The following is a 26165-nucleotide window of genomic DNA, read 5'->3' on the forward strand; positions in this document are numbered from 1 at the left end:
TTTTCAATTCGTAAGGAAGCATCGATCAGACCATCGATGGCAAGAACGAAGAAGAGCGAAGCATTGAATCCATCCGCACAGAGAAATAGCGCCGTCTTATGAAACCGGACGAAATCCAGCTGCTGGCTTATGTGAACGGCGAATTGCCGGCGCACGAGCGCGCGGAAATCGAACAGGCGCTGCGGTCGTCGCCGGATGTCGCGGAGCAGGTTGCGCTGCTGCACGCCTCGCAATTACCGTATCGCGAGGCGTTTGCCCGGCAAAAACTGCCGCCGGTGCCGGCCGGGCTTGCGCAGAAAATCGACGATCTGGCCCGCGCAGCGGCCCAGAAAGACAGTACGCCCCAGTCCGGCGCCAACGACCCCGTCATGCCGCAGGTTCCCGGCGCCGCGCCCGCGGCACCGGTGCGTTCGCGGCTGCGCTTTGCGCCCGCGTGGCTCGCCGTCGCGTTTGTCGCCGGCGCATTTGTTTGCGGTGCGGTGCTGCGGCTTGGACCAGGTGCGGCGGCTAGCTTGCAGTCGGGATCGGTGGGGAATGAAGGTAGCGCGCGCTCCTGGGTCGTCGCAGCAGCCGGCTATCAGCAGCTTTATTCGCGCGACACGCTCGAGTACGTGGACGGCAACGCCGATCTGTCGAAGAAGACCCTCGACGAGATTCGCAGCGAAGACGGCCTGGCCGTCAACATTCCCGACCTGCGTGCCGCGGGTCTCACGTTCAAGCGCGTCCAGCGGCTACGTTTCGGCGACAAGGCGCTCGTGCAGATCGTCTATTTGCCGCAGCAAGGTGCGCCCGTTGCCCTGTGCGTAATGAAGGAGACGAAGCCGGACCAGGCCGTCGCCGAACGACGTATCGACAGCATGAACGTCGTCACCTGGCGGCAAGCGGAACTTGGCTACGCGTTGATCGGCAAGCCCGATCAGGTCGATCTCGCGGCGCTTGCAAAGCGCATCTCCGGCAATCAGGTCGACTCGCTGTTTGGCGACGCTGCCCTGCCGGGGCGCGCGCCGCATGTGGGCTAAACATGAAGCGCACATCCAGCAGGATGTGCAGCCCCGACGTCATGTCACAAAGAAAAGCGACGCTTGATGGAATAACGTTTGCTACATGCCCGTTATCGAATCGGACGGCAGAACACCGGCCGAACGAGAACCCCCCTCATCGAAATCGACCACGGAAGAAATCATGAAACTGACGCACAGCATTCCCCTGATCGCACTGACGCTCGGTCTCGGCTCGCCGCTCCTCGCGCTTGCCGACACGGTCAACCTGCACGCCGACCTGAAGGCCGCATCCGAAGTGCCGGCCAAAACCAGCGACGGTCACGGGCAACTGACCGGCACCTACGACACATCGACGAAAGATTTGCAGTGGCATGTCGTCTATTCGGATCTGACCGGCCCCGCGACGATGGCTCACTTTCACGGCCCTGCACCGGTCGGCAAGAACGCAGGCGTCGTGATCCCGATCGCCGCGAAGGATCTGCCGAGCCCGATCGACGGTCATGCCACGCTCACCGACGCGCAGGAAAAAGATCTGCTCGCGGGCAACTGGTATTTCAACGTCCATACGGCGAAGAACCCCGGCGGTGAAATTCGCGGTCAGGTCGAATCAGCGAAGTAATACGTACGCGGGCGCTGTGCTATCGGCGCCTGCACTCAGGTCCCACTCACGTCGCATTCACTTCGCATTCAGTTTCGCCACGCGCAATGCAAGACCTCGTAGCCGCGTACGCAGCGCGCGCGGCTCAATCACTTCGACATATCCGGCTAGCCCCAGCAATTGCTCGGCGGCGAAATCGGGTGATTCAACCGGCAGCGTGACCTCGCGCCAGCCACGCGCATCTGGCGCACCGATGCAGGCCTGGTCGAGTGCCGCCGCGCCGAGCCGCTCGAGGCGCGCCATCCCCCGCGGCGCGACACGCAAGCGCGCCATACCCTTCAGCAGACTCCGCTCAAAAGCGACCACAGCCGCCGACCACTCGGCGCGCAGATCGAATTGCGGCGGGTACTCGAACGATTCGTCGAGCACGACCAGTTGCGTCATGCTCGCGACCTTGTAGATGCGCATCTGCGTGCGCGCACGCGCGAGCAGATACCAGTCGCCGGCTTTCAGTACGAGACCGAGCGGCTCGCGAATACGCCGACCGCCGCTGTCCCAGCTTTCGTAGTGCATCGAGACACGCTTTTGCTCCCATACCGCGCTTGCCAGCAGCGGCAACAGCGGCGCGGCGGAGGGCCGTCGGTACCACGCAACCGGGTCGACATGCAGTCTCGAACCGATCCTCGACGCGTTCGGCGCGGCGTCCGGCAGCGCGGAAACCAGCTTCAGTTGCGCGGCCCGCAATTGATCGGCAAGCCCCAGATCTTCGGCGGCGCCGCCCAGTCCGGCAATCGGCAGCGTCTCGGCTTCGGCCCGCGTCATACCGGTCAGCCGCGCACGATAGCCGTCGAGCAACGCGAAGCCCCCGCCCGGCCCGCGATCGGCATAGACCGGCACGCCCGCCGCACCGAGTTGCTCGATGTCCCGATAGACGGTACGCACCGACACCTCGAACTGCTCGGCGAGTGTCTCGGCGGTTACGCGCCCCTTCATCTGCAGCAGAAGCATCATCGAAACCAGCCGGCTCGTACGCAATCTCAGCCTCTCGTCGAATTCCTGACACAGGTTGTCAGCTATTGCCCAGTATAACGATGACTCTCCCTGCAACCGGCGAACCTGCCGCCCGCGCTCTACTCCGGAGTCGTACGCATGACCCGCACCTCGTCCGAATCGAACCCGTCCACTCAAGCCGGTCAGTTGACCGTGCTGCAGGGCGCCGCGCTGTATGTCGGCGCCGTGCTCGGCACCGGTGTGATCGCACTGCCGTCGCTCGCTGCGGAAGTCGCCGGCCCGGCGTCGCTGCTCGCGTGGCTCGGACTGGTCATGCTGTCGGTGCCGCTCGCCGCGACCTTCGCCGCGCTCGGCGCACGCTATCCCGATGCGGGCGGAGTCTCGACCTATGTGCGCAATGCATTCGGTCCGCGCGTCGCCGCCGTGGTCGGCTGGTGTTTCTATTTCGCGGTGCCGGCGGGCGCGCCGGCTGCAGCGATGTTCGGTGGCGCTTATGTCGCTGCGGCACTCGGAGGCGGCCAGACGACCGTCGTCATCACTGCCGCAGCGTTGATGCTGACCGTGACGACCGCCAACGCATTCGGCGTCACGGTTTCAGGGCGACTGCAACTCGTGCTGGCCGCACTACTCGTTGCGTTGCTGCTTGCCGCTGTCGTCGCATCGGCGCCGCATGCGCGGCTCGCGAACCTGCATCCGTTCGCGCCGCACGGCTGGCTCGCGATCGGGCCGGCCGCCGCCTTGCTGGTCTGGAGTTTTGCGGGCTGGGAAGCGATCACCCATCTGGCCGCGGAGTTTCGTCGTCCCGCGCGCGACCTGCCGCTCGCGGCGGGCATCGCGGTTGCGATCGTCGGTGTGCTGTATATGGCGGTCGCCGTTGCCAGCGTGCTGGTGCTCGGACCGGCCGCAGGCACGGCGAGCGCGCCGCTCGCGGAACTGCTCGCGCGCGGGCTCGGCGGCAATGTGCAAATACTGGCCGCAGCCGCCGCGCTGCTGTTGACGCTCGGCACGATGAACGCCTACTTCGCCGGCGCCGCCAAGCTTGGCGCTGCGCTCGGTCGCGACGGTGCGTTGCCCGCGTGGCTCGCGCACGGCAGCCTGGCAGGCGATGTGCCGCGGCGCAGCCTCGCCGTCGTTGCCACGCTCGCGATCGCGTCACTCGTAGTGGTCCTGCTGGCGGGCGTCGGAGCAAAGCCACTGGTGCTGCTGACCACCGGCTCGTTTGTCACGGTCTACGCGCTCGGCACCGCGGCGGCCGTCAGGCTGCTGCCGCGCGGCAGCTGGGCCTGGCGGTGCGCGTGGATCGCGCTGGTTGCAGTAGCCGGCCTGTGTGTCGCAACCGGCTGGTATCTGTTGTGGCCGCTTGCGGTCACCGGTTGCGCGCTGCTCTATCTGCGTTTGCGCGGCCGCGCCACCGAAGCCGGCGCCGCTTGATCCCCACGGATTGGCACACGCATTCGCGCGCGCCCCCAGTGACGCTTATTAAAGGCCCGAAAACCATGTAATCTTCCGTATTTTCTCCGGGCTTGACACTGCAGATGATTCGACAGTCGGCGCACATAACAGCAGAGGTGTCGCTTGACGAAGCGACGCGTGAAACATCTGCCCGGCTCGCTCACTCGCGCCGACACGCGACGCGCGCGGTGGCTCGCAGGGCGTTAGCTGCCTCGATTGCGTTCGGCTGTATCGCTTTTACCCAGTGCGCGCTGGCCGACGACAACGCCTGCCACGCCACCGCAGGCGAGCCGAACCGGCCGTCGGTAGGCCTCGTGCTGTCAGGCGGCGGCGCGCGCGGCTATGCGCATCTCGGCGTGCTGAAAGTACTGGAAGAAAATCGCATTCCCGTCGACTGCATCGCGGCAACCAGCATGGGTGCGGTGGTCGGTGGTCTGTATGCGAGCGGCATGACCGCGAAGGAAATGCAGGACCGCCTCGCGTCGGTCAATCTCGCGGATATCGCCTTCGACGTCACCGCCCGGGCCGACCTGCCGCAGGCACGGCGCGAAGACGAGCGCCTGTATGTGAACAGCCTGTCGTTTGGTTTCGGCGCCAACGGTTTCAGGCTGCCCGCCGGCCTCGTGCAGGGGAATCGTCTGCAGGCGCTGTTGCAGGACTGGACCGCCGCGGTGCCGGCCAACCAGCCGTTCGACAAACTGCCAATCCCCTACCGCGCGATCGCCACCGACCTGCGCACCGGCCAGATGGTCACGCTCGATCAGGGTTCGCTACCGCTCGCGATTCGCGCGAGCATGGCGCTGCCGGGTCTGTTCGCGCCCGCCGATGTGAACGGCCGCACACTGGTCGACGGTGGTCTCGTCAGCAATCTGCCGATCCAGACCGCGCACGACATGGGCGCGAAAGTCGTGATCGCTGTGGACATCGGTTCGCCGCTGCGCCCGCTCGATGCGCTTGCATCACCCGCCGATGTCGCGCAGCAGATGATCGGCATCCTGATCCATCAGAACGTCGCGATGCAGCGCAAGCAGTTGGGGCCACAGGATGTCCTCGTCGAACCGCAGCTCGGTGCGCTGAGCTTTACCGACTTCGCCAACGCGAGCCAGGCGATCGCCGCGGGCGAAGCTGCTGCGCGTGCCGCGCTGCCGGCGCTCCAGCACCTCGCGCTGTCGCCGCAGCAATACGCGGAGTACCGCGCGGCACACAACGTACAGCCAACGGGGCCGATCCGTATTACACAGATCGAGATTGCGTCGCCGGGTCGGGTTCCGGAAAAACGCATCCGTGACGCGCTGCATGTGCAGCCCGGCGATGTCTACGATCCAGTGGCACTGAACAAGAATTTGATCAAACTCACGACCGCTGGCGACTTCGAAAGCGTGTCGCAGCAGCTGATTAGCGATGGGGATCAGCACACGCTTATCGTCGATGCTCGAGAAAAATCGTGGGGACCGAATTTCCTGCTGTTTGGTCTCGGGCTGTCGAGCAGTTCCACCGATGAAGGCGGCTTCCGGATGCATATCGGTTACCGTCGGCCGTGGATCACGTCGTCCGGACTCGAAGGTCGCGTCGACGCGACGGTGGGCAGCGATCTGATCAACACACATGCAGAGTTGCGCCAGCCGCTCTCCGACAAGTTCGGCTATTACGTCGCGCCTTATCTCAGCTTCGAGCGCCGGTACATCAACTTGTACTTTCCGGATACCAGTTTCAGGCTCACGCAGTATCACCAGCAGACGGAGCGTGCGGGTCTCGATCTCGGTGTGCCGTTGTCCACATTCGGCGATTTCCGGGTCGGTGTCGAGTACGCACATGGTTATGGATCAGCCGTCTATAACTTCCCCAACACCGACGATCAGGGCAACATCGTCCCAGGCAGCGCGTTCCCCAGTTACTACGGGCGACAGATCAACGCACACGCGCGGCTTGTCGTCGACCAGCTCGACGATCCGCTTTTTCCCCGCAAGGGATACTTCGTCGATCTGCGGGTAGAACGATCGCTGCGCGGGGGCAGCAACAACGAGGTTCAGGACGACAACGGCAACCCGACGTACAGCAACGCCAACTACACCGAGATCTACGGCAAGGGACTGGTTGCTGCCAGCATCGGGCGGCACAGTTTCAGCGCGAGCATAGAAGGTGGCAACGATTACGGTGGCACAAACCAGGTTAATCCATTCGGCTTCACCCTGGGCGGCTTCCAGCACCTCTCTGCCTACGCGGCTGACCAGCTCGCCGGCAGCACGATGTACTACGGCCAGGTGACCTATATGAACCAGCTCGCAACCTTTAACACGTCAGTGATCCGCGGACTCTTCGCGGGTGTCAGTCTCGAAGCGGGTAACGTCTGGAACAACGCCACCTCCAGCAACAACAATCTGGTCGGCACCGGTAAAGGACCGCTCAAGCTCGGCGCCACGTTGTTCACCAGTGTCACCAGTTCGTTCGGCCCGGTCTACCTCGGTGTCGCATTCGCACCGGGCGGACGCTACAACTTTTACTTCCAGTTGGGTCACATCTACTAGGCAAAGCGCGGCTCGCTGCCGCGCGTTGCTTCACATGCTCCCTTCACGCACTCCCGGCCGGCCAGCTCATTTCGAAGCGCGCACCGGACAACGTGAGCGGATCGGTCACAACAATCCGCCCGCGATGCGCGCGCAGCACCTGATGCGTAATCGCGAGCCCGAGACCGTAGCCGCCGGTCTGTCGATCGAGCCGCACGAATGCGTCGAAGATGCGTTCGCGCTCTTCAAGCGGGATACCAACGCCGTCGTCCTCGACGAAGATCTCGACGTTGCCGTGCCGCAGCGCAAGACCGACGATGATGCGCGAGCGCGCATACTTGCTCGCGTTGCGCAGCAGGTTGCGCATCGCGTACGACATCAAACGCTTGTCCATCGCAACGCGCAGCAAACGATCGATCTCGACCTGCGCAACGATTTCGCGCCCGGTATAGAGCAGCGTCGCATCGTTGATCTGGCCGTCGAACCACACCGCGAGCACCGTCGGTTCGAGATTCGATTGCAGCGAACTGTATTCGAGCCGTGCGTACGTGAGGCTCATGTCGATCAGCTCGTCGAGTTCGGTGACGTCCTGGCCGATGCTTGCCAGCGCGCTTTCGTATTCGGCGGCCGATGCCGGTTCGCGCAGCACTTCCAGCGCAAAACGCACGCGGGCAAGCGGCGTGCGAAGTTCGTGCGAGATGCCGTTGGTGAGTTCGCGCTGCGCGGCGATCAGCCGCTCCATGCGCATGGCCAGCGCGTTCAGCGTACGGGCCAGCGGCCCGATGATCACGCTATGCGATTCGCGTGCACGCGTGTTGAAACGGCCGCCGGTGAAATCGATGGCGCGCTCGCGAACCATCACGAGATCGAGCCAGACCGGCCGCATCCAGCCATAGGCAGCTAACGCAGGCGTACCGAACACCACCAGCGCAACCAGTGTCTCGCCGCCGGGCAACGCACGCAACGCATGCCACACGACGTCTACGCCCAGCTCGCGCAGCAACGCCAGCAGCGGCACGGCGAGGACCAGCAGCCCAAGCACGAGCAGCCGCGTATAAACGCGGACATACAGACGCGACCAGCTCGGCACACGGTCGGCGCGCGTGTCGGTCCACGAGCGGCGAAAGCGCAGCCAGCGCCATTTGAGGTATCGGCAGGGAGTGAGTTTTCGCTCGGCGGCAGTCATGGTCACGGGCGGCGGGGGTGGCTGGGTCACGACGAGCGGACCCGCAACCTCCGGCGACTCCGGCCGGTCACCGCCCGCGCGGCTCACGCTAGCATACCCTCACGCCGCACGAAGTCGACGGTGCGGGCGGCAACGGTGTCGCGCTCGTTGTCGAGCGTGATCATGTGGTAGCTGTCGGTGAGGCGCACGAACGTGACGTCGCGCGTGCCCAGGTTGTCGCACAGGAATTCGGCGGAGCGGATGCTCGTCACTTCGTCTTCTTCCGAATGCACGACCAGCGTTTCGCATGAGACGCGATGCAGCGCGCGCTTGACCGCGAAGCGCAGCCAGTCCACCTGGGCGATCGCCGAAAGCGGTACGTACGGATAGTGCACGCCGCTGCCCTTCTTCATGTGCCGGCGGATCAGGTTGCGAATGCGCGTGTTCTTGATGCCGAACGGTTCGTTCTCCGGCACACGGATCAGATTGCGCAGACCCGGCACGCAGTACAGCACATACCGCGCCCATTGCATCGGTGAAGCGCTCCAGCCGTCGAGAAAAAGCGGCGGCGACAGCAGGATCAGACGGCCACGCGTGATGCCTTCGCGGGCGCACAGCATCAGGGCGAGCAGCGCCCCCATCGAAATACCCGCGACGTCGACGCGTTCATAGCGCGTCGACAGTTCGCGGTAGGTCTGGCTCAGGAGCCGCATGTAGTCGCCGAGGCTCACGTCGTTCAGCTTGTCCGGCGACGAACCGTGACCCGGCAATGACGGCAGGTAGACGTCGCTACCGGCCTCCTCGAGCTTCCTGTCGAGCGAACCGAAGTCGTGACGCGTACCGCCGAGGCCATGAATCATCAGAACGGCGTGACGGGAAGCCGGAGTGGAGGAAGCGGACATGACACGGGCTTGTAGAGCAGCGAAGCCCGGATAGTAGAGAGTCCACGCGCGCGTGACTGTCGATTTGAGGTGCGCTGTGTCGAGTTTTGTCGGGCGCGCGTTACGCCGTCTTGCGGACCGTTGCGGCCCGTCTCATAGCGCAGCGGCTATTCCCACGCGATCTTGCTGAACTGATAGCCCTTGCTGCGGATCGTCTTGATGCGCTGTGGATTGCCTGCGTCGTCGTGCAGCTTGCGACGCAATTTGGAAATACCGCCGTCGATGGTCCGGTCGAGTCCGTCGAATTCGACGCCACGCAGCGCGCGCATCAGGTCGTCGCGGCTCACCACCTCGCCGGCATGGCGCGCCAGCACCCACAGCAGATCGAATTCCGCAGAGGTCAGATCGGGCGTACTGCCGTCCGGCAGCATCACCGAGCGGCTCGCGCGGTTGATCACGAATTTGCCGAACGTATAGCTGTCCGGCTGGTTCGGGACCTCGGCGGTACGGCCCGACACGCGGCGCAGTTGCGCCTTGATTCGCGCGAGCAGGATGCGCGGCTCGACCGGCTTGTGGACGTAATCGTCGGCGCCGAATTCGAGGCCCAGCAGTTCGTCGAACTGCTCGTCGCGCGCAGTCACCATGATGATGATGCCGTCGTAATGTTCGCGGGCCTCGCGGCAGATCTGGAAGCCGTCCTTACCCGGCAGATTCACGTCGAGGATCACGAGATCGGGTTGGCGCTTCAGGATGGCGGGCACGGCGTCGTTGCCGTGCAGCACGACGTCGACCTCGTAACCGTGCTTGCTGAGGTAGCCGGCGACGAGTGCGGACAGTCGATTGTCGTCTTCGACGAGCAGAATCCGGAAAGACATGGGCGAATCGTTCAAGGCTGACTGGGTTCGGAGGCCGGCATGGTTCGCGCTGCCAGGTACCGCGGTGCTTGTGCGCCACGGCCGCTGCGCGGCGCGAAAACGCGCAGTCGGCGTACATGATACCGGGCCGGACCGGTTATCGGTTATCGCGAGTCGGCCGCGTTGGCCGCCACGCGCTTCGACGTTTTTTATGCAGCGCGCAATGGCCGGGCGCGACAGCTTAGCGGAAGCGCCTGGCCCGCTTCGGGCGCCCCCACAAAACTCGACAATTCTGCGCTCAATTCGACAGCCGCAGGTGACATGCGTCGCTAGCATCCACCCCATCGCTACCTTGGGAGGACCACGCGTGACGCCTTTTCTGGTCGCAAGACTTGCCGCGTGCTCGCTCTGGATCGGCGACCTCCTGCGCTCGTTCTCGATGATCCGGCACGCCGGACGCAAGGTCTATCCGGACGCCACGCTGTTTCATCGCTGGCGCCGGGTGCGACTGTGGCTGCGCTCGATACTCTGGTGGAAAGCAACGACGGTCTGGCTCAGGCGCTGTTCGATTTCGCCGTTGCGCGAGCTCATCGTCCGCCATCCCGGTGCGCTCGAACGGCCGCACCGGCCGTTCCTGCATGGCGGCTTCAATTCCCGCGAACGGCTCGCTGCGAGCCTCGATCACCAGGCGCTGACACTCCAGCGCGTGCCGCATCTCGCGCAGCAGATTGCCCGCGAAGGCCACGCGGCCATCGCCAGTTTTTCGGTCGGCGCGGAACGCTGGCTGATCACGCTGGAATCGCTCGAGCAGTTCCAGAGAGAAGGCGACTGGACGCTGTGTATTCGCGATGCCACTGGAAGACGTGCCGTGTCGTGCACGTTCAGCATTGCGTACCTCGGCGGCAAGCGGCGGCGCCCGCGCCTGTGCGTCGGCTCGGTCCAGGGACCGGACGCCTCGGTGAACGGCCGCGAGCTGTTTCGCGCGTTGACGAAGCGCTGGTACGGGCTGCGCCCGAAGATCTTCATCGTCTACCTGGCGCAATGCGTCGCCGCGGGACTGGGGACCGGCGGGACCTTCATCGTGTCGCAGCAGGCGCATATCTATGGCAGCTGGCGCTACTTCCTGCGCAAGCGGCGCGTGGCCGCCGACTACGACGGGCTGTCGCGCGAATGCGGCGCAGTGGCGAGCTGGAACGGCTGGTTCGTGCTCGCGCCGCCGTCCCGCTATGCGTCGCGAGCCGACAGTGTGACGGCCGGCAACGCGCTGCGGCGCAAGCGCCAGTCACTACGTGAAGATGTCGCGCGGCAGATTCAGCGCAGCCTGGCGGGCTGAATACAGCGACACCCGATACGCAAACAAGCAAGTCCCTCGAACCTTACGAAACTTTTTCGATAATTACGTAAAGTTTCATGAAAGGGCACCGTAAACCATAAAAGAGGGTCGGCATCCGGCTTCAATCTGCGGAGACCGCCCGGAGATCACGCCGCACACGCACGGAGCTTTGCATGGCCAGCACAACCCCGACTTCCACCGATACCAGCAACCTGCTCGCCCAGGCGGCGCAGTCCATCATCAGCGGGTCGACCAACTCGTCGCTCGACGTCGACAATCTCGTCAAGGCGCTCGTCACGGCAAAGACCGCCGGTCGCAACGCGCAGATCACCAACAAGCAGACGCTCGACAACACCCAGCTGTCGGCGATCGGCAAGCTGAAGGCGGCGCTGTCCGCGCTGCAAACCGCGGTCAGCGGTCTTGCCGACGGCTCGGCGCTGGCGAAATTCTCGGCAACGGCGAGCGGCAACGGACTCACCGCGACGACCTCGACCGGCGCGACGGGCGGCAACTACGCGCTCGATATCTCGACGGTTGCGACCGCACACAAGCTGTCGTCGAACGCATTCGCCAAAGACACGACGTTCGGCAGCGGCACGTTGACCGTGGCCGTGGGCGGCAAGTCGATGGACGTCAACCTCGATGCGTCGAACCATACGCTCGCGGGCGTTGCCGCGGCGATCAACGGTGCGTCGAATAATCCGGGGGTAACGGCGACGGTCGTCAGTGCCGCCGACGGACAACACCTCGTCGTTACGTCGAAAGCGACTGGCGCGGCGAACACCGTCTCGCTCGCGGCAGGCAGCGGTGTGGATGCACGGCTCAATTCGTCGGGTTTCAGGGAAGTGAGCGCGGCACAGGACGCGCAGTTGACGATCGACGGCAACCCGGTCAAAAGCGCGACCAACACCATTTCGGATGCGCTGCCCGGCGTCACGATCAACCTTGCGCCTGGTGCGGCCAACACGAAGCAAACCCTGACCGTCGCCGCCGATGACACCGCGAGCACCACCGCACTGAACAACTTCGTCACGGCGTACAACGCATATGTCACGACCGCGCATTCGCTGTCGACCTACACGCCCAACGCGGCGGCCGGCTCGCAGGCGGGCCCGCTGCTTGGCGACGCGATGCTGCGCGACATCACCAACGGTCTCGCGGATACGCTGAGTCGCGGCGTCGCGGCGGGCGGCAAGACGCACAGCCTGTCGGCGATCGGCATGGATCTGCAGCACGACGGCACGCTCAAACTCGACAACGCGAAGCTGCAAACCGCGTTGACGTCGCACGATGGTTCGGTGGCTGCGCTGTTCAACACGTCGAACGGCATCGGCAAGTCGCTGAACAAGTTCGCGACGAACTACGTGCAGACGAGCGGTCTTATCGACACGCGCACGCAAGCGCTCAACTCCGATCTCTCCACGTTGCAGAATCAGGCGAAGCAGTTGCAGACCTATTCGACTACGCTGACCTCGCAGTACAACGCGCAATTCACCGCGCTAAACAAGCTGATGACGACGATGAATAACAACAAGAACTATCTGACGCAGTTGTTTGGCGGCAATAACAATGCAGGGGCGCTTGCGCGTAACAAGTAACAGGCGTGGGATTCGCCGGTTCTCGCGCGCTTTTCGATCGGCGAGTTTGAACTCGCGATGATGGCGTTGGTTATGGCGGTGCGCGATGTACTGCGCACGCCGCCGTTAGGTCGCTGGCGCGTCAGATCCGCTCGATCGCAAGCGCAATGCCCTGCCCCACGCCGATACACATCGTGCACAGCGCGAAACGTCCACGCGTGCGCTCCAACTGGTACAACGCGGTCGTGACGAGACGCGCGCCGCTCATCCCGAGCGGATGACCGAGCGCAATCGCGCCGCCGTTCGGATTCACGCGTGGATCGTCGTCCGCGATACCGAGCAGGCGCAACACCGCGAGTCCTTGCGAGGCGAAGGCTTCGTTTAGTTCGATCACGTCGAACTGATCGATGGTCATGTTCAGGCGCGCGAGCAGTTTCTGCGTCGCGGGTGCGGGACCGATACCCATCACGCGCGGCGCAACGCCAGCAGTCGCAAGGCCCAGCACGCGTGCGCGCGGCGTAAGACCGAACCGTTTCGCGCTTTCCTCGTTGGCCAGCAGCAAGGCCGCCGCGCCGTCGTTGACACCCGATGCATTGCCGGCCGTCACCGTGCCGTCCGGACGCACAACCCCCTTCAGCTTCGCCAGTGCCTCAAGACTGGTTTCGCGCGGATGCTCGTCTTGCGACACGACGAGCGGATCGCCCTTCTTTTGAGCGATCGTTACCGCTGTGATTTCCTGCGCGAGCGTACCGTCGCGCTGCGCACGTGCCGCCTTCTGCTGACTGCGCAATGCAAACGCGTCCTGATCGGCCCGGCTCACGCCGTATTCCTGCGCGACGTTCTCGCCGGTTTCGGGCATCGAGTCGACGCCGTATTGCTGCTTCATCAGCGGGTTGATGAAGCGCCAGCCGATCGTCGTATCGAAGATATTGGCCTCGCGCGAGAACGCGCTGGTCGCCTTGCCCATCACGAACGGCGCACGGCTCATGCTTTCGACACCGCCCGCTAGCATCAGCGATGTTTCGCCGGACTTGATCGCGCGTGCCGCGATGCCCACCGCGTCCATGCCCGAGCCGCACAGGCGGTTCACCGTCGAGCCCGGCACGCCCTGCGGCAAGCCTGCCAGCAGCAACGACATACGTGCGACGTTACGATTGTCTTCACCGGCCTGGTTCGCGCAACCGTAGATCACGTCGTCGATTGCGCTCCAGTCCACTTCCTTGTTGCGCTCCATCAGCGCCTTCAACGGCACGGCGCCGAGATCGTCGGCGCGCACCTGCGACAGCGAACCCGCATAGCGGCCGATCGGCGTGCGAATCGCGTCGCACAGAAAAGCTTCGGTCATGAGATGTCTCCAGTTGATGGGCAACGCGCAGCGCCATGCGTTGCCGCGACGAGCGCACATGCGCAGTGGCCATGCCATGCACGAGTGGCCTTGGGCCACAGCACGTATCGAACGAGCCTGGCGCAAGGCGTTGACGAACAGGTTCGATGTCGACGCAAATTGTTCTATATAAGAACAACGAGATCGTCTAACGAACATTTAGGTCGATAATAGGCGCACGCGGGAAAGACTGTCAACTTCAGCGAATCTGAATGTGCTCGTCGTCGATATAGGCACGAATCACCTCGGCGAACGTGCGGTCGCCGGTCAGGCCGAGCCGTTCCGCGCGCGTTGTGTCCCAACGCCCCGGCCAGCTACTGACGATTTTCTCCGTACGCGCATCGGGCTCCCAGACGATCCGCTGCGCGACGGTATCGCCGGCCACTTCTCGCAGCGCCGCGACCATCTCGTCGACGCTCACCGAGATGCCAGGCAGATTCAGCGCGCGTTGCATACCTAGCAACGCCGCATCGATTTCGAGCCCGGCAATCAGGCTCTCGATCGCCTTGCGCGGCGACAGCAGCCACACGCGCGTGCTGCCCGCAACCGGACACACCGCGGTAACGCCATTCAACGGCTCGCGAATGATCCCGCTCGCAAACGACGATGCCGCCGCATTCGGCTTGCCCGGCCGCACGCTGATAGTCGGTAGCCGCAACACGCGACCGTCGATAAAACCGCGTCGTGTGTAATCGTTCAGCAGCAGCTCCGCGATGGCCTTTTGCGCACCGTACGACGACTGCGGATTCAACGCAGTATCGTTCTGCACGATCTCGGGCATGTCACCGCCATACACCGCCACCGAACTCGTGAACACCACGCGCGGTCGATGTCCACGTTGCCGGCATGTTTCGAGCAGCAGACGTGACGCATCCAGATTGATCCGCATGCCGAGATCGAGATCCGCTTCCGCCTGACCACTGACGATCGCCGCCAGATGGAAGATCGCTGCAGTACGGCCGTCGATTGCGCGCTCCAGCACGCTGCGATCCGCGATATCGCCGACTTCCGTGCGCACGCGGCTGTCGCCGGCATCCGCGGCACGTACGACGTCGAGCAGAACCAGTTCGGTAATCGATTGCGGCTTGCCCTCCGCGTCCTTCAGCGTGCCGCGCGCCAGCAGTTCGCGTGCAAGGCGCTGGCCGAGAAAGCCGGCGCCACCGGTAATCAGTACTTTCATGACGGAGTTCGTCCTTCAATCAAAGTGCGTCCCGCAGATATGGCTTGAGCCAACCCAGTCCCGCCGAAGTACCCGCGCGCGGCCGGTACTCGCAGCCGATGTAGCCGTCGTAGCCGAGCGAATCAATCAGATCGAGCAGGTACGGATAGTTCAGTTCGCCGGTATCCGGTTCGTGGCGCTCGGGCACGCCGGCAATCTGAATATGGCCGATGCCGGCCATATCGCGTTTCAACTTCACCGCGAGATCGCCTTCAACAATCTGACAGTGATAGCAATCGAACTGCACCTTCAGGTTCGGCGCGCCGACCGCCGCGCACACCGATTGCGCATCGTCCTGGCGGTTCAGGAAGAAGCCCGGAAAATCGCGCGTATTGATCGGCTCGATGACAATCGTGATGCCTTCGGCCTGTGCGACATTCGCGGCATACGCGAGATTCTGCAAATAGACCTCGCGATGACGTTCGCGCGATTCACCCGCGGCAATCAGGCCGGCCATCACATGCAGCTTGCGGTTGCCAAGCACACGCGCATAGCCGAGCGCGGTATCGATGCCGCGGCGAAATTCGTCTTCGCGTCCCGGCAGCGACGCGATGCCGCGCTCGCCGCCGGCCCAGTCGCCGGGCGGTGCGTTGAAGAGCACTTGCGTGAGACCGTTTTCGTCGAGACGGGTCTTCAGTTCGGTGGCGGGGAAATCGTAGGGAAACAAATACTCGACAGCCTTGAAACCGTCTTTAGCCGCAGCGGCGAAGCGGTCGAGAAAGGCGTGCTCGGTGTACATCATGGTGAGGTTCGCAGCAAAGCGAAGCATGGGGACAACTCCTTTGAGGCAATGGCATTCGGCGTGTACAGCTTCAGCGGCTGATCAGTTCGGCGTCGCTTTTAACGGCACGAGATCCTGTAGCTGCGATTTGAATCCGGCAACCCGGTCGTCGAGCGTCTGGATTGCCCGTGCGGTTTCATGCGCTCCAGCAGCACCGATGAAGAAGAAATGGTCGCCGTTCATCTCGATGGACAAACGCTGCGGCGCGCTGCGGACCAGGTCGATCAATGCGAGCCAGCGGGCACGCGGCATCGCGTTCAGATCGACTTTGCTGGCATCGATGGTGGCCTGAATCTTGTTCGTCATCACGAACCCCCAGTTCGCCTGATCCGTCAACGCGTGTCTTGCGTCAAGCGGCTCGTTTGGCATGAGCGCTGCGATGTACGGCAGTTTGTCGTATGCGTAGACCCTGAATTCTTCTTCGTCGGCCCAGTTGTCGCGCACGAACCGACCGTCGCGATAGTGCAAGCCGTAGCCTTCGAGATTCACCGGCATGTCACCCACGTAATCGTTCAGATAGCTCGTGGTGTCGATAATCGTGTGGCCGTTCATCGCGTTTTCTAGTGCGATCTGCTTCATGAACATCGGGTAGATGTTGCTGCGGTCCGCGTATCCGCTCGCCGTCATCGGGAAGTTCGCATTCATGTCGACCAACCCCATGATGCCCGGCGTCGCCGAAAACGAGGTGAAGAACGCGAGGTCCAGCCCTTGTTCTCTCGCCGCCTCTGCGATCGGCTCGGCGCTGCGACCGCCCATGCTCCAGCCGATCACGATGATCTTGCGTGTCAGATGGTGCTCATCGATTGCGCGACGTGCGGCGGCTGCCACCTACTTTCCCCAGTCGCGCGCATCGTAGTTCGGGTAGGTGTCGGTGATCACCGGGTCGCGGGTGGTCAACGGATACGAGACGCCAAGAAAGTTGTAGCCTTCGCGCACCAGCCAATAAGCAACGAAGTCGTCGTCGTGACTGCCGGTGTGGCCACCATAGGCAATCCGCGCATTGTGATGCGCGCCCGGAACGAAGACCACGAGCGGCCGGCCTGGGTCGCCCGGGATAAATTTCGTCAAGGTTGGAAAGCCGGCGTCTGTTTCGATTTGCTCGCCGGCGAACAGCGCGGCAACAGAAGCGTGCGACAGGATCGCGCCGACGAGTAAGACCGCTGTTTGTAGCAGTCGATGCCACCGCTTCATCGATGTCTCCTTGAGGTGACGACGCAAGACAGCGTCTTACTGTGAACCTGCAGCCCCGAACAAGTAGTCCCACGCTGCAGTGATATCCGTGAGATACGCGCCGTTGACCGCCGTACTGTCGTGACACGCGAGATCGGCGATAGCGTTGTTGGCGCAGGTTGGCCCGGTCGTGACGAGGCGATGCGCACCAAGGGGCGCACCGGCTCCGTCGGCAATTTGAACTGTCGCCGTGTTGGCGGGGAAACCGATTCCCACTCCGCCCAGACCGGCCCAGTTCGTGGCCACCGCGGAGCTGTAGCCGTTCGACGCCAGATCGCTCTCGTTGACGAGCCCCCAGTAACGGACAGGCGGCGTCACCGGGGACGCGGTGATCCAGCTCGCACTCGCACCGGCGACGTTATCGTTGACGGACGAAAACATGATCGCGCCGAGCACAGAAAGATGAGAAGCAATGAACGTGGCATGTCCACCGCCCTGCGAGTGCCCAGCGACGACGATTTTCGACCAGTCGGGATACACCGGTCCCTCGTTGGCAGTGACATAGGGTGAAGTGCGATCCGAAATCAGGAACTGGCTCCAGTAGCTGCTACGAGCCGTGTCCGTATGGACCAGATAGTCGAGCAATCCGACCAGACGATTAACGACGGAGTTGGCTAGCGTGACCGACACACCAAGCGAACTCCATTTTGTCGAGCCAGACGCGTACGCCACGCCGCTGCCGAAAATCGTCGCGCCGCGTTCATTCGCAAAGCAGGCGTTCTTGAGAGCGGGCGTCAGCGATAACGCGCAGGACGTGCCGATTATCGTGCTGTCGGGATAACGTAGATCGATCGCGCCGTAACCGTCGCTTGCGGCTTCCGCGGTAATGCTGGTGTAGCTGGACGGCGTCGACGTCGAACCACCGAGGAATACGACGAGCACATTCTGTCGCTGGCTTGCTGTCGTCGGTACGTACACGTAGTCGTATGCGTCGCTGCTCGACTCGGATGTGATGCCCGTGCCGGTGCTGGCGGGCTGGATCGGCGAGAGTGCGGTGACCGGTATCGTTCCGGCCCAGGCGCTTGCAGTGAAGATAAGTGGAGCGAGTAGCGCGACGATCAGTTTGCGGGCTCGTGTCGATCGCTGGTTAGTCGATGATTCTGTGCGCCGTGTGGAGACGCTTGAAAGGTACATGTTTTCCTCATCTCAACAAGAATCATTCGACATCACGCCGGCGACGCGGTGGTCTCTTGATACCTTTCTGGCTACCGCCAAGATTGGCGAGCCGTTTTGCGGCTTCACGCGAATCATCCACGCGCCCAAAGTCCGCATCCTCACCCACGTCCGGCATACTCATCAACACCCTGGCGAGGCTGCGCTTTCTCGGGCGGCGTAATGCACGCGCAAGGATTTCCCGGTGTTCAGCCTCAACGCTGCGCCCATGTGCAGCGGCCTGTTCACGCAGGCGTTGCACCAACGCATCATCAACCCCGCGAACCAGAAGATTTGCCATTCCACGCTCCCACAACAAGTGCTATCAACGATAACGTACTCGCGAAGAACTGCAAGCATTGATATCACCCGTGCCAGATGCGATTTGCGCTTGTTTATCTGACAGCTTCGAAGCCGTGCCCGACTTGACGCCCGAGACTCCCCTCGCTAGGCTTCCACACTTACAGCGTTGCAAGCCGCTTCCGGGCCCGCGGAAAGGGTTGAACCCACTTGTGTTGATCGAGGACAGCAGCCAGAACCTTTGTGCCGCCGGCATTGCGGGCCTTCGGCGATCTCATGCACGGAGGTTTTCATGCAACTGTTACCCCAGCACCCTAATCTCGAGCATCTGAAGAAGCAGGCAAAAGATCTGCTTCGTCTCTATAGAGCCGGCGATAGCGACGCGATCGCGCGGTTCACACGCAGTCTTCCATCTGCCAGAAACCCGCGCGCTGAAAATACTTCGGCGCAGCCGCTGCGTTTGCACGACGCCCAGTCCTGCATCGCGCGCGAATATGGTTTTCTCTCGTGGGCCGATCTTGCGGATCATGTCGAGGCGCTACGACTGCGGCAGGACGCGCCTGCGCTCCGTTTGAGTCGCTGGTTGACACTCGTATACGGCGGCGACGTAACGGGCAATACCAATCTCCCACGGCCATCTTTGGCCGCCCGCATTCTGCGCGAGAATCCCGATCTCGCAAGCGGCGATCCTTATATCGCCTGCGCGATCGGAGACGAAGCGCAATTGCGGCAGACCACAGCAGCCGACCCGACGTGGATCGATCGCCCGGGTGGCCCGTTAAAACTGCTGCCACTCGTCGCGATCACGCATTCGCGACTAGCCGAATTGCCGGAGTTCCACGACCGGCTGTACCGAAGCGCACAGTACCTGTTGCAGGCCGGCGCAGATCCGAACCAGAAAATCGGCAACCGCTATCCGCCGGCGTCGCTGGCAACCCCTGACGAAAACGGACCTCTGTCCGCGTTGTACGGCGCCGCCGGGGTCAACCGCGATCCCGCGTTGACAACACTGCTGCTCGATGCCGGCGCAGATCCCAACGACGGCGAGTCCCTATATCACTCGCTGGAGAACCCGGAGTGCACCCGTCTGTTGTTACTACGCGGCGCCCGCATTGCTGGAACCAACGCGCTGCGCCGCTCGCTCGACATGCCGCGGGCCGAAGCACTCGAACTCTTGCTCGCCCACGGCGGCGATGCCAACGAGCCCGCCAGCGGCCCACCGACCAGCGACTGGGGCGCCCCCTTGCTACGCGCGATCGCACTACGACGCTCGCCTCGTCATATCGAAGCGTTGCTGGGCGCCGGCGCCGACGCATCGGCACGCACGCCCGGTGGCATCGGCGCATACCGGCTCGCGCTGCAGGTCGGCATGCCGGACGTGGCTGACGTATTGAGTCGCGCAGGCGCAGCCGAGCCGCTTTCGCTCGATGAGCAGTTCGTCGCTGCCTGCGCACGCGCCGACGCTGCCGAAGCGCGCCGCATCAAGGCGCTACGTCCCGATCTGCCCGGTTCGCTGCAGGAGGCGCAATTGCGCGTGCTTCCCGACACCATCGCCTGGGGATCGTCTGACGCGGCCGTTCGCGTGATGGTCGAGCTTGGCTGGCCGATTGCCACGCCCGGCGGCGACTGGGGTGCATCGGCGTTGAACCAGGCCGTGTTTAACGGTAACGCCGATCTGGCCGCGTTCCTGTTAGCCCACGGCGCAAGCTGGCAGGAAAAACACGGCTATGGCTCGGACGTAATCGGCACGCTGTCGTGGGCGTCCGTCAACGAACCGGTCGCGGACGGCGATCTGGTTGCCTGCACTCGCGCGCTGCTCGCACATGGCATGCCGGCAGCGCAGCGCGATCCGGACAATCCTGAGCTCGTGCTGATTGCCGGCCGTAAGGCGCAATTCTCCGAAGAAATCGCGAACATCCTGCTCGAAGCAGGATGAAGCGCCCGGGATGATCGCCGGCGGGGCTTCGTTGACTGGCGGTCCGCGTACGCCATGTCGAATGCAGGCTCGCCGCCTTCTTGTCGATTTAGCCTGTTCCCATTCGTCGTAGCTGCAGGAGCACAGCAAACCGCACCGAAACCCCACGAACGGAGCGACCCATGCCCCCTCAACACGACAAAACGCTTTCAACCGATCCGGCAGGCTCGTCAGCCGACTGGTATCGCTGGACCATCGTCGGCGCCGGCGCGGTCATGACGTGCATCGCGATCGGCGCGATGTTCTCGCTGGCGATCTTCCTGCAACCGATCTCCGCGGATACCGGCTGGTCCCGCGCAGGCATCTCGAGCGGCATGACGCTGAACTTCGTCGTAATGGGCGTGAGCGGATTCGGCTGGGGCGCGGCAAGCGACCGCATCGGCGCGCGGCCCGTCGTGCTGACCGGCGCGGTGCTGCTCGGCGTCGCACTTGCGCTCGCGAGTCGCGCCACGTCGCTGCTCCAGTTTCAGCTCACGTACGGCATCCTCGTCGGGCTCGCGGCCAGCGCTTTCTTCGCACCGATGATGGCGATCACCTCGAAGTGGTTCGACCGTCAGCGCAGTCTCGCGGTCTCGCTGGTCTCGGCGGGCATGGGTGTCGCACCGATGACCGTCTCGCCGTTTGCGCGCTGGCTGGTGTCTGCGTACGACTGGCGGACCGCGATGCTGTCGATCGGCGTGCTCGCATGCGCGATCCTGATTCCGGCGGCACTGCTGGTACGCCGACCGCCGGCCGCCGAGGCGGCGGTTGCAGTCGACAGCAACGTACCCGACCGCCACGCCGACGCCGCAGGAATGCGCGTCTTCGATGCGCTGCGCAGCCGCCAGTTTCTTGCGCTCGGACTCGCCTACTTCGCCTGCTGCGCCGCCCACTCGGGGCCGATCTTTCACATGGTGAGCTACGCGATCCTGTGCGGCATTCCGCCGATGGCGGCGGTCAGCATCTACAGCGTCGAGGGACTATCGGGGCTGGGTGGTCGTCTGCTGCTCGGCGTGCTCGCGGACCGCTTCGGCGCGAAACGCGTGCTCGTTGCAGGACTGCTGATACAGGCGCTGGTGATCAGCGGCTATCTGTTTGCACATCGTCTCGAGCAGTTTTATTCGCTCGCATTGATTTTCGGCGCGGCCTACGGCGGCGTGATGCCGCTCTATGTGGTGCTCGCACGCGAGTACTTCGGTACGCGGATCATCGGCACCGTACTCGGTGCCGCGACGATGCTATCTAGCCTGGGGATGGCGCTAGGGCCGGTTATCGGTGGATGGATCTTCGATCTGTCCGGGCGCTATACGTGGCTCTATATCGGATCGTCGATCGTTGGGCTTGCTGCAGTGGGCATTGCGTGCGCGTTTGCGCCGGTGCCGGTGTCGCAACGACAGGCGCCGGCGGCGCTTCCATGAGGTTGCAGTTCAGTTTGCCGGCGGCACTCGCGCGCTTTCAGCACGACACGCACCCTTCATGCTTGCATAGAGCTCCAGCGCCGTGATGTGGCTTTGATAGGTCGTATCGATGCCTTCCTGCACGCGCTCCTTGTAGTCGTCGGGTGCGCGCATCGGTGTGAGGACGGCGTCGAGTCGCGCATGCGCTTCGCTGACGGGAACCCCGTCATCGCGCCAATGCGCCGCGGCCGACGCGGTCTGGGCCACGAGATAGCATTTCTGCTGCTGCGACATCAGCGACATCGCCGGCCCCATGCTGTCGTATCGCACGGTCGTCCCGGTTGCACACCCCGTTAGAAGCGTGACGCCGATCAGCACCACCTGGTACCCTCTTTTCATTGCAGCTCCCCGAATGTCAGTCGAACAACTCGATTATTCCTGCTGAATCGATCCTCGCCGCTTCACGTATACGATCCGCCGATGATTCAGTTCTCGTGCGTGCCTTTGCAAAGCGTAGCACATGGTCAGCGGTCGAATCAGCGCAACGTGCGGACCACTCGGGCCACCTCCGCCTACGAGACGGCAACGCCCTTCAAGACAACAAGTTATTTATAATCAAGCGCTTGTCCGCTGTGCGCAAGTGGGTTTCCGATGCCGGCAAGCCAGCAGGAAAACGCGGCAAGGTTGGCGAAAGACCACTCATAAGCTATCGTCACGGCTTTCGGCTACGCCTTGTATGCAGGCGAGCCGCCCTGCACTCACTCTCTCGCGAACGCGATTCCTACAGGCCCATGAGCAAAGCCCTGCCGCCGTCCTCTGCCGTTCCTGTCAGCGCCGAACCGCTCCCCGAGAAACCGGGCGACTCCTACGTGCAGTCGTTCGCTCGCGGCCTTGCCGTGATCCGTGCGTTCAATGCAGAGCATCCCGCGCAGACACTCACCGACGTCGCATCCGCGACCGGGCTGACACGCGCGGGTGCACGCCGGATTCTGCTCACGCTGCAAACGCTCGGCTATGTCGAAGCCGAAGGCCGGCTGTTCCGCCTGACGCCGAAGATTCTCGACCTCGGCTTCGCGTATCTGACCTCGATGCCGTTCTGGAATCTCGCCGAGCCGGTCATGGAGAATCTCTCCGCTCAGGTTCACGAGAGCTGTTCGGCGGCCGTGCTCGATCGCACCGAGATCGTCTATGTGCTGCGCGTGCCGACTCACAAGATCATGACGATCAACCTGTCGATCGGTAGCCGGTTGCCCGCGTACTGCACGTCGATGGGACGTGTGCTGCTGGCTGCCCTAGACGACGACACGCTCGATGCGACGCTCAGTTCCGCGCCGCTCTATGCGCATACGCCGCGCACTGTCATCGACAAGGAAGAATTGAAAAAGACGATCGTGCAGGTGCGCCGCCAGGGGTGGGCCATCGTCGATCAGGAACTCGAAGTCGGACTGATCTCGCTGTCCGCGCCGATCCGCAACCGCCAGGGTCGTGTGATCGCTGCGATGAATATCAGCGGCAACGCGCAGCGCAATTCGGCCAAGCAGATGGTGAAAGCATTTCTCGAACCGCTGCAACAGGCGGCGCAGAGCGTATCGGAGATGATTGCGCTGCGCAGTTGAATGCGGTCAATCCGCAGCAGCCGTTGTCCGCGCAGTTTCGCGCAGCAGCGATATGGCAACCAGCGATATCAGCACACACGTCGCGACATACCCGGCCGGCGCCAGCGGATTGCCGGTCACGCGAATCAGCCACGTAGCGACCAGTTGCGCCGTTCCGCCGAATACGCACACGCTCAACGCATACGAAATCGAAATACCGGTCGCGCGTACATGGCGCGGAAACGACTCGCACATCAGCGCGAATTCCGACGCCGATCCCATCGCGAAGAACAGCAGCATCAGCCCGGTCAGCGGCATGATCGTGGCCAGCGATGGAAAACGATCGATCAGGATGAACGCCGGAAACAGCAACAGCACCAGCACGCCGCGACCGATCAACATCGGCCGCTTGCGACTGCCCATACGATCCGACAGCAGGCCGAACAGCGGACACGCGATCAACGTGACGCAACCCGACGTGACACCGACGAGCATCGACAGCGACATCGGTAGCCCGAGCGTGTGGATCGCGTAGGTCGGCATGTAGAACGTGAGGATGTAGGTCGAGACCGTGCCGCCCATCACCGTTAGCGTAAGCAGAATCAGCGTGCGCAGATGGTCGGAGAACAGTTCGCGCAACACGCCGCGCTGGATGCCGTGCGCGTCTCCTGCGGGATCGTCGGCGAGACGGCGGCGCAGATAGAGACCGACCGGCGCGATCAGCAGACCGATCACGAACGGCACACGCCAGCCCCAGCTTTCCAGCGACTCCTTCGACAACACCGCCGACAGCGTCGCCGCAATACCCGAACCCATCAGCGCGGCACCGCCCTGCGTCGCGAGTTGCCAGCTCGCGCGAAAACCGCGCCGCGCGCTATTGCCCTGCTCGAGCAGCGTCGAAGTCGCCGCACCGAACTCGCCACCCTGCGAGAAACCCTGCACGAGCCGCGCGAACACGATCAATATCGGCGCCGCCGCGCCGATCTGCGCATACGTCGGCGTAATCGCGATCAGACCGGTGCCGAACGCCATCAGCATGATCGTGAGGTTCAGAGCAGCCTTGCGGCCCTTGCGGTCCGCATAGACGCCAAGCAGCACACTACCAAGCGGCCTTGTGAAGAACCCGGCCGCGAACGTCGCCACCGACAACAGCAACGACGTCGTCGGATTGGACGACGGAAAATACAGCTTGCCGATGATCACCGCAAAAAAACCATAGACAGTGAAGTCGAAAAACTCGAGCCAGTTGCCGATCACCGCAGCGGCGATCGCGCTGCGGCTCGTGGGTCGTGATACGTCCAGGGCGTGGGTGGCCGTGTTCATCGGTGGTCGTCCTTGTCGCTGGATAGCGTGTGATTGTTGTTGCGTTTTTGTCGGGACAGCGGCGGTGACGCGCTCCCCTAGCGGTTGACTCAACGGCTCAGATAGCGCTCGACGAGCCGCGTCCAGAATGCCGCGCCGATCGGCAGGTTGTGATCATTGAAATCGTAGTGCGGGTTGTGCACCATGCAGCCGTCTTCGCCTACACCGTTGCCGATGCGCAGAAACGTGCCCGGGCGCTTCTGCAGCATGAACGCGAAATCTTCGCTGCCCATCAGGATGTCGGTCTGCGCGACGACCTTGTCGTCGCCGACCAGTTCGCGTGCAACGTCGATCGCAAACTGCGTCTCTTCATCCGAATTGACGACAACAGGATAGCCTTCGATGTAATCGACCACGGCCTCGCCGCCATAGCTCTGCGCCTGGCTCTGAGCGATCTCGACGATGCGTTTTTTCAGCAGTGCGCGCACTTCCGGGCTGAACGAGCGCACGCTCAGTTCGAGCTTCGCGGTACTCGCGATCACGTTGTTCGCCGTGCCCGCATGCAGCGAGCCGACGGTCACCACCGACGGTTGCGACGGGTCCACGTTGCGTGCCACGACGGTCTGCAGCGCCATGACGATGCTCGATGCGATCACCACCGGGTCCACCGTCAGATGCGGCCGCGCCGCGTGACCGCCCACGCCCTTCACCGTGATGAACACCTTGTCGCCCGCGGACATGAACGGCCCCTTGCGGAACAGCAACATGCCCGGCTCGGCGCCCGGATGGTTGTGCAGGCCGAACACGGCATCGCACGGAAAGCGTTCGAAGAGACCGTCATCGATCATCTTCTTCGCGCCGCTATCCACGCCGCTTTCTTCGGCCGGCTGGAAGTACAGATGCACGGTGCCTGAGAAACGGCGCGTCGCGGCGAGGCGTTGCGCGGCGCCGAGCAGCATCGTCGTGTGGCCGTCGTGGCCGCATGCGTGCATCTTGCCGTGCGTCTCGCTTGCATACGGCAGGCCGGTTTCCTCGATGATCGGCAGCGCGTCCATGTCGGCGCGAATGCCGATGCGGCGCGTGCCGTCGCCCACCTTCAGCGTACCGACCACACCAGTGCGGCCCACGCCGCGCGTGACCTGCCAGCCCCAGTGTTCGAGCTTCTCCGCGACAAACTTCGCGGTCTCCACTTCCTCATAGGCGAGTTCCGGATGACGGTGGATGTGATGGCGGATCTCGCGCAGCCCTTCTGCGGCGGGCGCCAGATCGGCGATTTCGGTCAAACCGGCCGCAGAACCTGCGGTAACGGCGGCGGCGGCGTGGGGTGCTTCGCTCATCAGGGACTCCATGGGTGGATTCGGATATCTCGCGTACCGCGGCCAGCGGGAAGGCACGGCAAACTCGCCAGCACTATATCGGCGCCGTTTTGTTCGAATAAGATGCTGTTTTTTTTACCGTGATTAACGGTGTTTATC

General features: G+C 63.3%; 23 protein-coding genes. 9 read left to right on the plus strand and 14 right to left on the minus strand.

What is annotated here, in order from left to right:
* The first annotated feature begins 98 nt into the window (after positions 1 to 98).
* Together M0D65_RS13320 and M0D65_RS13325 are read left to right on the plus strand one after the other, a co-directional pair.
* Positions 99 to 1019, plus strand: coding sequence for an anti-sigma factor (locus M0D65_RS13320; protein WP_266253079.1), 921 nt, complete (start codon positions 99 to 101; stop codon positions 1017 to 1019).
* A gap of 163 nt (positions 1020 to 1182) precedes the next feature.
* Positions 1183 to 1620 (plus strand): CHRD domain-containing protein, encoded by a 438-nt coding sequence (locus M0D65_RS13325; RefSeq protein ID WP_266253081.1) that lies wholly within the window; start codon positions 1183 to 1185, stop codon positions 1618 to 1620.
* Positions 1621 to 1677: 57 nt separating this feature from the next.
* Here M0D65_RS13325 and M0D65_RS13330 read toward each other — a convergent pair whose 3' ends face one another.
* On the minus strand, positions 1678 to 2610 hold the full coding sequence (locus M0D65_RS13330) for a YafY family protein (RefSeq protein WP_266253083.1): 933 nt from the start codon (positions 2608 to 2610) through the stop codon (positions 1678 to 1680).
* Positions 2611 to 2748: 138 nt separating this feature from the next.
* Between M0D65_RS13330 and M0D65_RS13335 the strand changes: the two genes are divergently transcribed.
* Complete coding sequence (locus M0D65_RS13335; RefSeq protein ID WP_266253084.1) at positions 2749 to 4041, plus strand: APC family permease; 1293 nt, start codon at positions 2749 to 2751, stop codon at positions 4039 to 4041.
* A gap of 104 nt (positions 4042 to 4145) precedes the next feature.
* Entirely contained in the window at positions 4146 to 6587 is a 2442-nt protein-coding gene (locus M0D65_RS13340) for a patatin-like phospholipase family protein (protein ID WP_266253086.1), read from the plus strand.
* Positions 6588 to 6630: 43 nt separating this feature from the next.
* On the opposite strand, the gene M0D65_RS13345 is transcribed toward M0D65_RS13340, so the two are convergent.
* The 3 genes from M0D65_RS13345 to M0D65_RS13355 all read right to left on the minus strand — a co-directional run bounded on the left by M0D65_RS13345 (position 6631) and on the right by M0D65_RS13355 (position 9487).
* Entirely contained in the window at positions 6631 to 7752 is a 1122-nt protein-coding gene (locus M0D65_RS13345) for an ATP-binding protein (protein WP_266253405.1), read from the minus strand.
* A gap of 83 nt (positions 7753 to 7835) precedes the next feature.
* Entirely contained in the window at positions 7836 to 8633 is a 798-nt protein-coding gene (locus tag M0D65_RS13350) for a carboxylesterase (RefSeq protein WP_091007752.1), read from the minus strand.
* A 146-nt stretch (positions 8634 to 8779) separates the two neighbouring features.
* A complete protein-coding gene (locus M0D65_RS13355; RefSeq protein ID WP_091007755.1) occupies positions 8780 to 9487 on the minus strand; it encodes a response regulator in 708 nt (235 codons plus the stop codon).
* Between the two features lie 346 nt (positions 9488 to 9833).
* Between M0D65_RS13355 and M0D65_RS13360 the strand changes: the two genes are divergently transcribed.
* Complete coding sequence (locus M0D65_RS13360) at positions 9834 to 10799, plus strand: DUF535 family protein (RefSeq protein WP_266253089.1); 966 nt, start codon at positions 9834 to 9836, stop codon at positions 10797 to 10799.
* A gap of 173 nt (positions 10800 to 10972) precedes the next feature.
* Complete coding sequence (gene fliD / locus M0D65_RS13365) at positions 10973 to 12397, plus strand: flagellar filament capping protein FliD (protein WP_266253090.1); 1425 nt, start codon at positions 10973 to 10975, stop codon at positions 12395 to 12397.
* A gap of 121 nt (positions 12398 to 12518) precedes the next feature.
* On the opposite strand, the gene pcaF is transcribed toward fliD, so the two are convergent.
* The 7 genes from pcaF to M0D65_RS13400 all read right to left on the minus strand — a co-directional run bounded on the left by pcaF (position 12519) and on the right by M0D65_RS13400 (position 18443).
* A complete protein-coding gene (gene pcaF, locus M0D65_RS13370) occupies positions 12519 to 13721 on the minus strand; it encodes a 3-oxoadipyl-CoA thiolase (protein ID WP_266253091.1) in 1203 nt (400 codons plus the stop codon).
* 238 nt (positions 13722 to 13959) lie between these two features.
* The gene (gene denD / locus M0D65_RS13375) at positions 13960 to 14940 is read right to left on the minus strand and encodes a D-erythronate dehydrogenase (RefSeq protein ID WP_266253092.1); all 981 of its coding nucleotides are present in this window, start codon (positions 14938 to 14940) and stop codon (positions 13960 to 13962) included.
* A 19-nt stretch (positions 14941 to 14959) separates the two neighbouring features.
* Complete coding sequence (gene otnI, locus M0D65_RS13380) at positions 14960 to 15748, minus strand: 2-oxo-tetronate isomerase (protein ID WP_266253093.1); 789 nt, start codon at positions 15746 to 15748, stop codon at positions 14960 to 14962.
* 54 nt (positions 15749 to 15802) lie between these two features.
* Complete coding sequence (locus tag M0D65_RS13385) at positions 15803 to 16588, minus strand: hypothetical protein (protein ID WP_266253095.1); 786 nt, start codon at positions 16586 to 16588, stop codon at positions 15803 to 15805.
* Positions 16589 to 16951 carry a hypothetical protein gene (locus tag M0D65_RS13390; RefSeq protein WP_266253096.1) on the minus strand — a complete coding sequence of 121 codons (363 nt, stop codon included), beginning with the start codon at positions 16949 to 16951 and terminating at the stop codon, positions 16589 to 16591. It lies immediately after the preceding gene.
* A 36-nt stretch (positions 16952 to 16987) separates the two neighbouring features.
* On the minus strand, positions 16988 to 18124 hold the full coding sequence (locus tag M0D65_RS13395) for a hypothetical protein (protein WP_266253098.1): 1137 nt from the start codon (positions 18122 to 18124) through the stop codon (positions 16988 to 16990).
* 22 nt (positions 18125 to 18146) lie between these two features.
* On the minus strand, positions 18147 to 18443 hold the full coding sequence (locus tag M0D65_RS13400; RefSeq protein WP_266253100.1) for a DNA-binding protein: 297 nt from the start codon (positions 18441 to 18443) through the stop codon (positions 18147 to 18149).
* 291 nt (positions 18444 to 18734) lie between these two features.
* On the opposite strand from M0D65_RS13400, the gene M0D65_RS13405 reads away from it, so the two are divergent.
* Together M0D65_RS13405 and M0D65_RS13410 are read left to right on the plus strand one after the other, a co-directional pair.
* Positions 18735 to 20378 (plus strand): hypothetical protein, encoded by a 1644-nt coding sequence (locus M0D65_RS13405; protein ID WP_266253101.1) that lies wholly within the window; start codon positions 18735 to 18737, stop codon positions 20376 to 20378.
* 161 nt (positions 20379 to 20539) lie between these two features.
* Complete coding sequence (locus tag M0D65_RS13410; protein ID WP_266253102.1) at positions 20540 to 21814, plus strand: MFS transporter; 1275 nt, start codon at positions 20540 to 20542, stop codon at positions 21812 to 21814.
* 9 nt (positions 21815 to 21823) lie between these two features.
* Here the strand turns inward: M0D65_RS13410 and M0D65_RS13415 are convergent, their stop codons facing one another.
* A complete protein-coding gene (locus M0D65_RS13415; protein ID WP_091007796.1) occupies positions 21824 to 22192 on the minus strand; it encodes a hypothetical protein in 369 nt (122 codons plus the stop codon).
* A gap of 392 nt (positions 22193 to 22584) precedes the next feature.
* On the opposite strand from M0D65_RS13415, the gene M0D65_RS13420 reads away from it, so the two are divergent.
* Complete coding sequence (locus M0D65_RS13420) at positions 22585 to 23409, plus strand: IclR family transcriptional regulator (RefSeq protein ID WP_266253103.1); 825 nt, start codon at positions 22585 to 22587, stop codon at positions 23407 to 23409.
* Positions 23410 to 23415: 6 nt separating this feature from the next.
* Here the strand turns inward: M0D65_RS13420 and M0D65_RS13425 are convergent, their stop codons facing one another.
* Together M0D65_RS13425 and M0D65_RS13430 are read right to left on the minus strand one after the other, a co-directional pair.
* The gene (locus M0D65_RS13425) at positions 23416 to 24711 is read right to left on the minus strand and encodes an MFS transporter (RefSeq protein ID WP_091007801.1); all 1296 of its coding nucleotides are present in this window, start codon (positions 24709 to 24711) and stop codon (positions 23416 to 23418) included.
* Positions 24712 to 24800: 89 nt separating this feature from the next.
* Entirely contained in the window at positions 24801 to 26027 is a 1227-nt protein-coding gene (locus M0D65_RS13430; protein WP_266253104.1) for a M20 aminoacylase family protein, read from the minus strand.
* Positions 26028 to 26165 lie beyond the last annotated feature (138 nt).

The sequence above is a fragment of the Paraburkholderia sp. CHISQ3 genome (assembly GCF_030464945.1).
In the GTDB taxonomy this organism is placed as follows: Bacteria; Pseudomonadota; Gammaproteobacteria; order Burkholderiales; family Burkholderiaceae; genus Paraburkholderia; species Paraburkholderia megapolitana.

Coding starts and splice junctions, on each gene's coding strand:
- M0D65_RS13420 (WP_266253103.1), top strand. CDS start 22,585: ATGAGCAAAGCCCTGCCGCCGTCCTCTGCCGTTCCTGTCAGCGCCGAA.
- M0D65_RS13405 (WP_266253101.1), top strand. CDS start 18,735: ATGCAACTGTTACCCCAGCACCCTAATCTCGAGCATCTGAAGAAGCAG.
- fliD (WP_266253090.1), top strand. CDS start 10,973: ATGGCCAGCACAACCCCGACTTCCACCGATACCAGCAACCTGCTCGCC.
- M0D65_RS13395 (WP_266253098.1), bottom strand. CDS start 18,124: ATGTACCTTTCAAGCGTCTCCACACGGCGCACAGAATCATCGACTAAC.
- M0D65_RS13355 (WP_091007755.1), bottom strand. CDS start 9,487: ATGTCTTTCCGGATTCTGCTCGTCGAAGACGACAATCGACTGTCCGCA.
- M0D65_RS13350 (WP_091007752.1), bottom strand. CDS start 8,633: ATGTCCGCTTCCTCCACTCCGGCTTCCCGTCACGCCGTTCTGATGATT.
- M0D65_RS13390 (WP_266253096.1), bottom strand. CDS start 16,951: ATGAAGCGGTGGCATCGACTGCTACAAACAGCGGTCTTACTCGTCGGC.
- M0D65_RS13345 (WP_266253405.1), bottom strand. CDS start 7,752: ATGACTGCCGCCGAGCGAAAACTCACTCCCTGCCGATACCTCAAATGG.
- M0D65_RS13330 (WP_266253083.1), bottom strand. CDS start 2,610: ATGATGCTTCTGCTGCAGATGAAGGGGCGCGTAACCGCCGAGACACTC.
- M0D65_RS13320 (WP_266253079.1), top strand. CDS start 99: ATGAAACCGGACGAAATCCAGCTGCTGGCTTATGTGAACGGCGAATTG.
- denD (WP_266253092.1), bottom strand. CDS start 14,940: ATGAAAGTACTGATTACCGGTGGCGCCGGCTTTCTCGGCCAGCGCCTT.
- M0D65_RS13340 (WP_266253086.1), top strand. CDS start 4,146: ATGATTCGACAGTCGGCGCACATAACAGCAGAGGTGTCGCTTGACGAA.
- otnI (WP_266253093.1), bottom strand. CDS start 15,748: ATGCTTCGCTTTGCTGCGAACCTCACCATGATGTACACCGAGCACGCC.
- M0D65_RS13325 (WP_266253081.1), top strand. CDS start 1,183: ATGAAACTGACGCACAGCATTCCCCTGATCGCACTGACGCTCGGTCTC.
- M0D65_RS13400 (WP_266253100.1), bottom strand. CDS start 18,443: ATGGCAAATCTTCTGGTTCGCGGGGTTGATGATGCGTTGGTGCAACGC.
- M0D65_RS13415 (WP_091007796.1), bottom strand. CDS start 22,192: ATGAAAAGAGGGTACCAGGTGGTGCTGATCGGCGTCACGCTTCTAACG.
- M0D65_RS13410 (WP_266253102.1), top strand. CDS start 20,540: ATGCCCCCTCAACACGACAAAACGCTTTCAACCGATCCGGCAGGCTCG.
- pcaF (WP_266253091.1), bottom strand. CDS start 13,721: ATGACCGAAGCTTTTCTGTGCGACGCGATTCGCACGCCGATCGGCCGC.
- M0D65_RS13430 (WP_266253104.1), bottom strand. CDS start 26,027: ATGAGCGAAGCACCCCACGCCGCCGCCGCCGTTACCGCAGGTTCTGCG.
- M0D65_RS13425 (WP_091007801.1), bottom strand. CDS start 24,711: ATGAACACGGCCACCCACGCCCTGGACGTATCACGACCCACGAGCCGC.
- M0D65_RS13335 (WP_266253084.1), top strand. CDS start 2,749: ATGACCCGCACCTCGTCCGAATCGAACCCGTCCACTCAAGCCGGTCAG.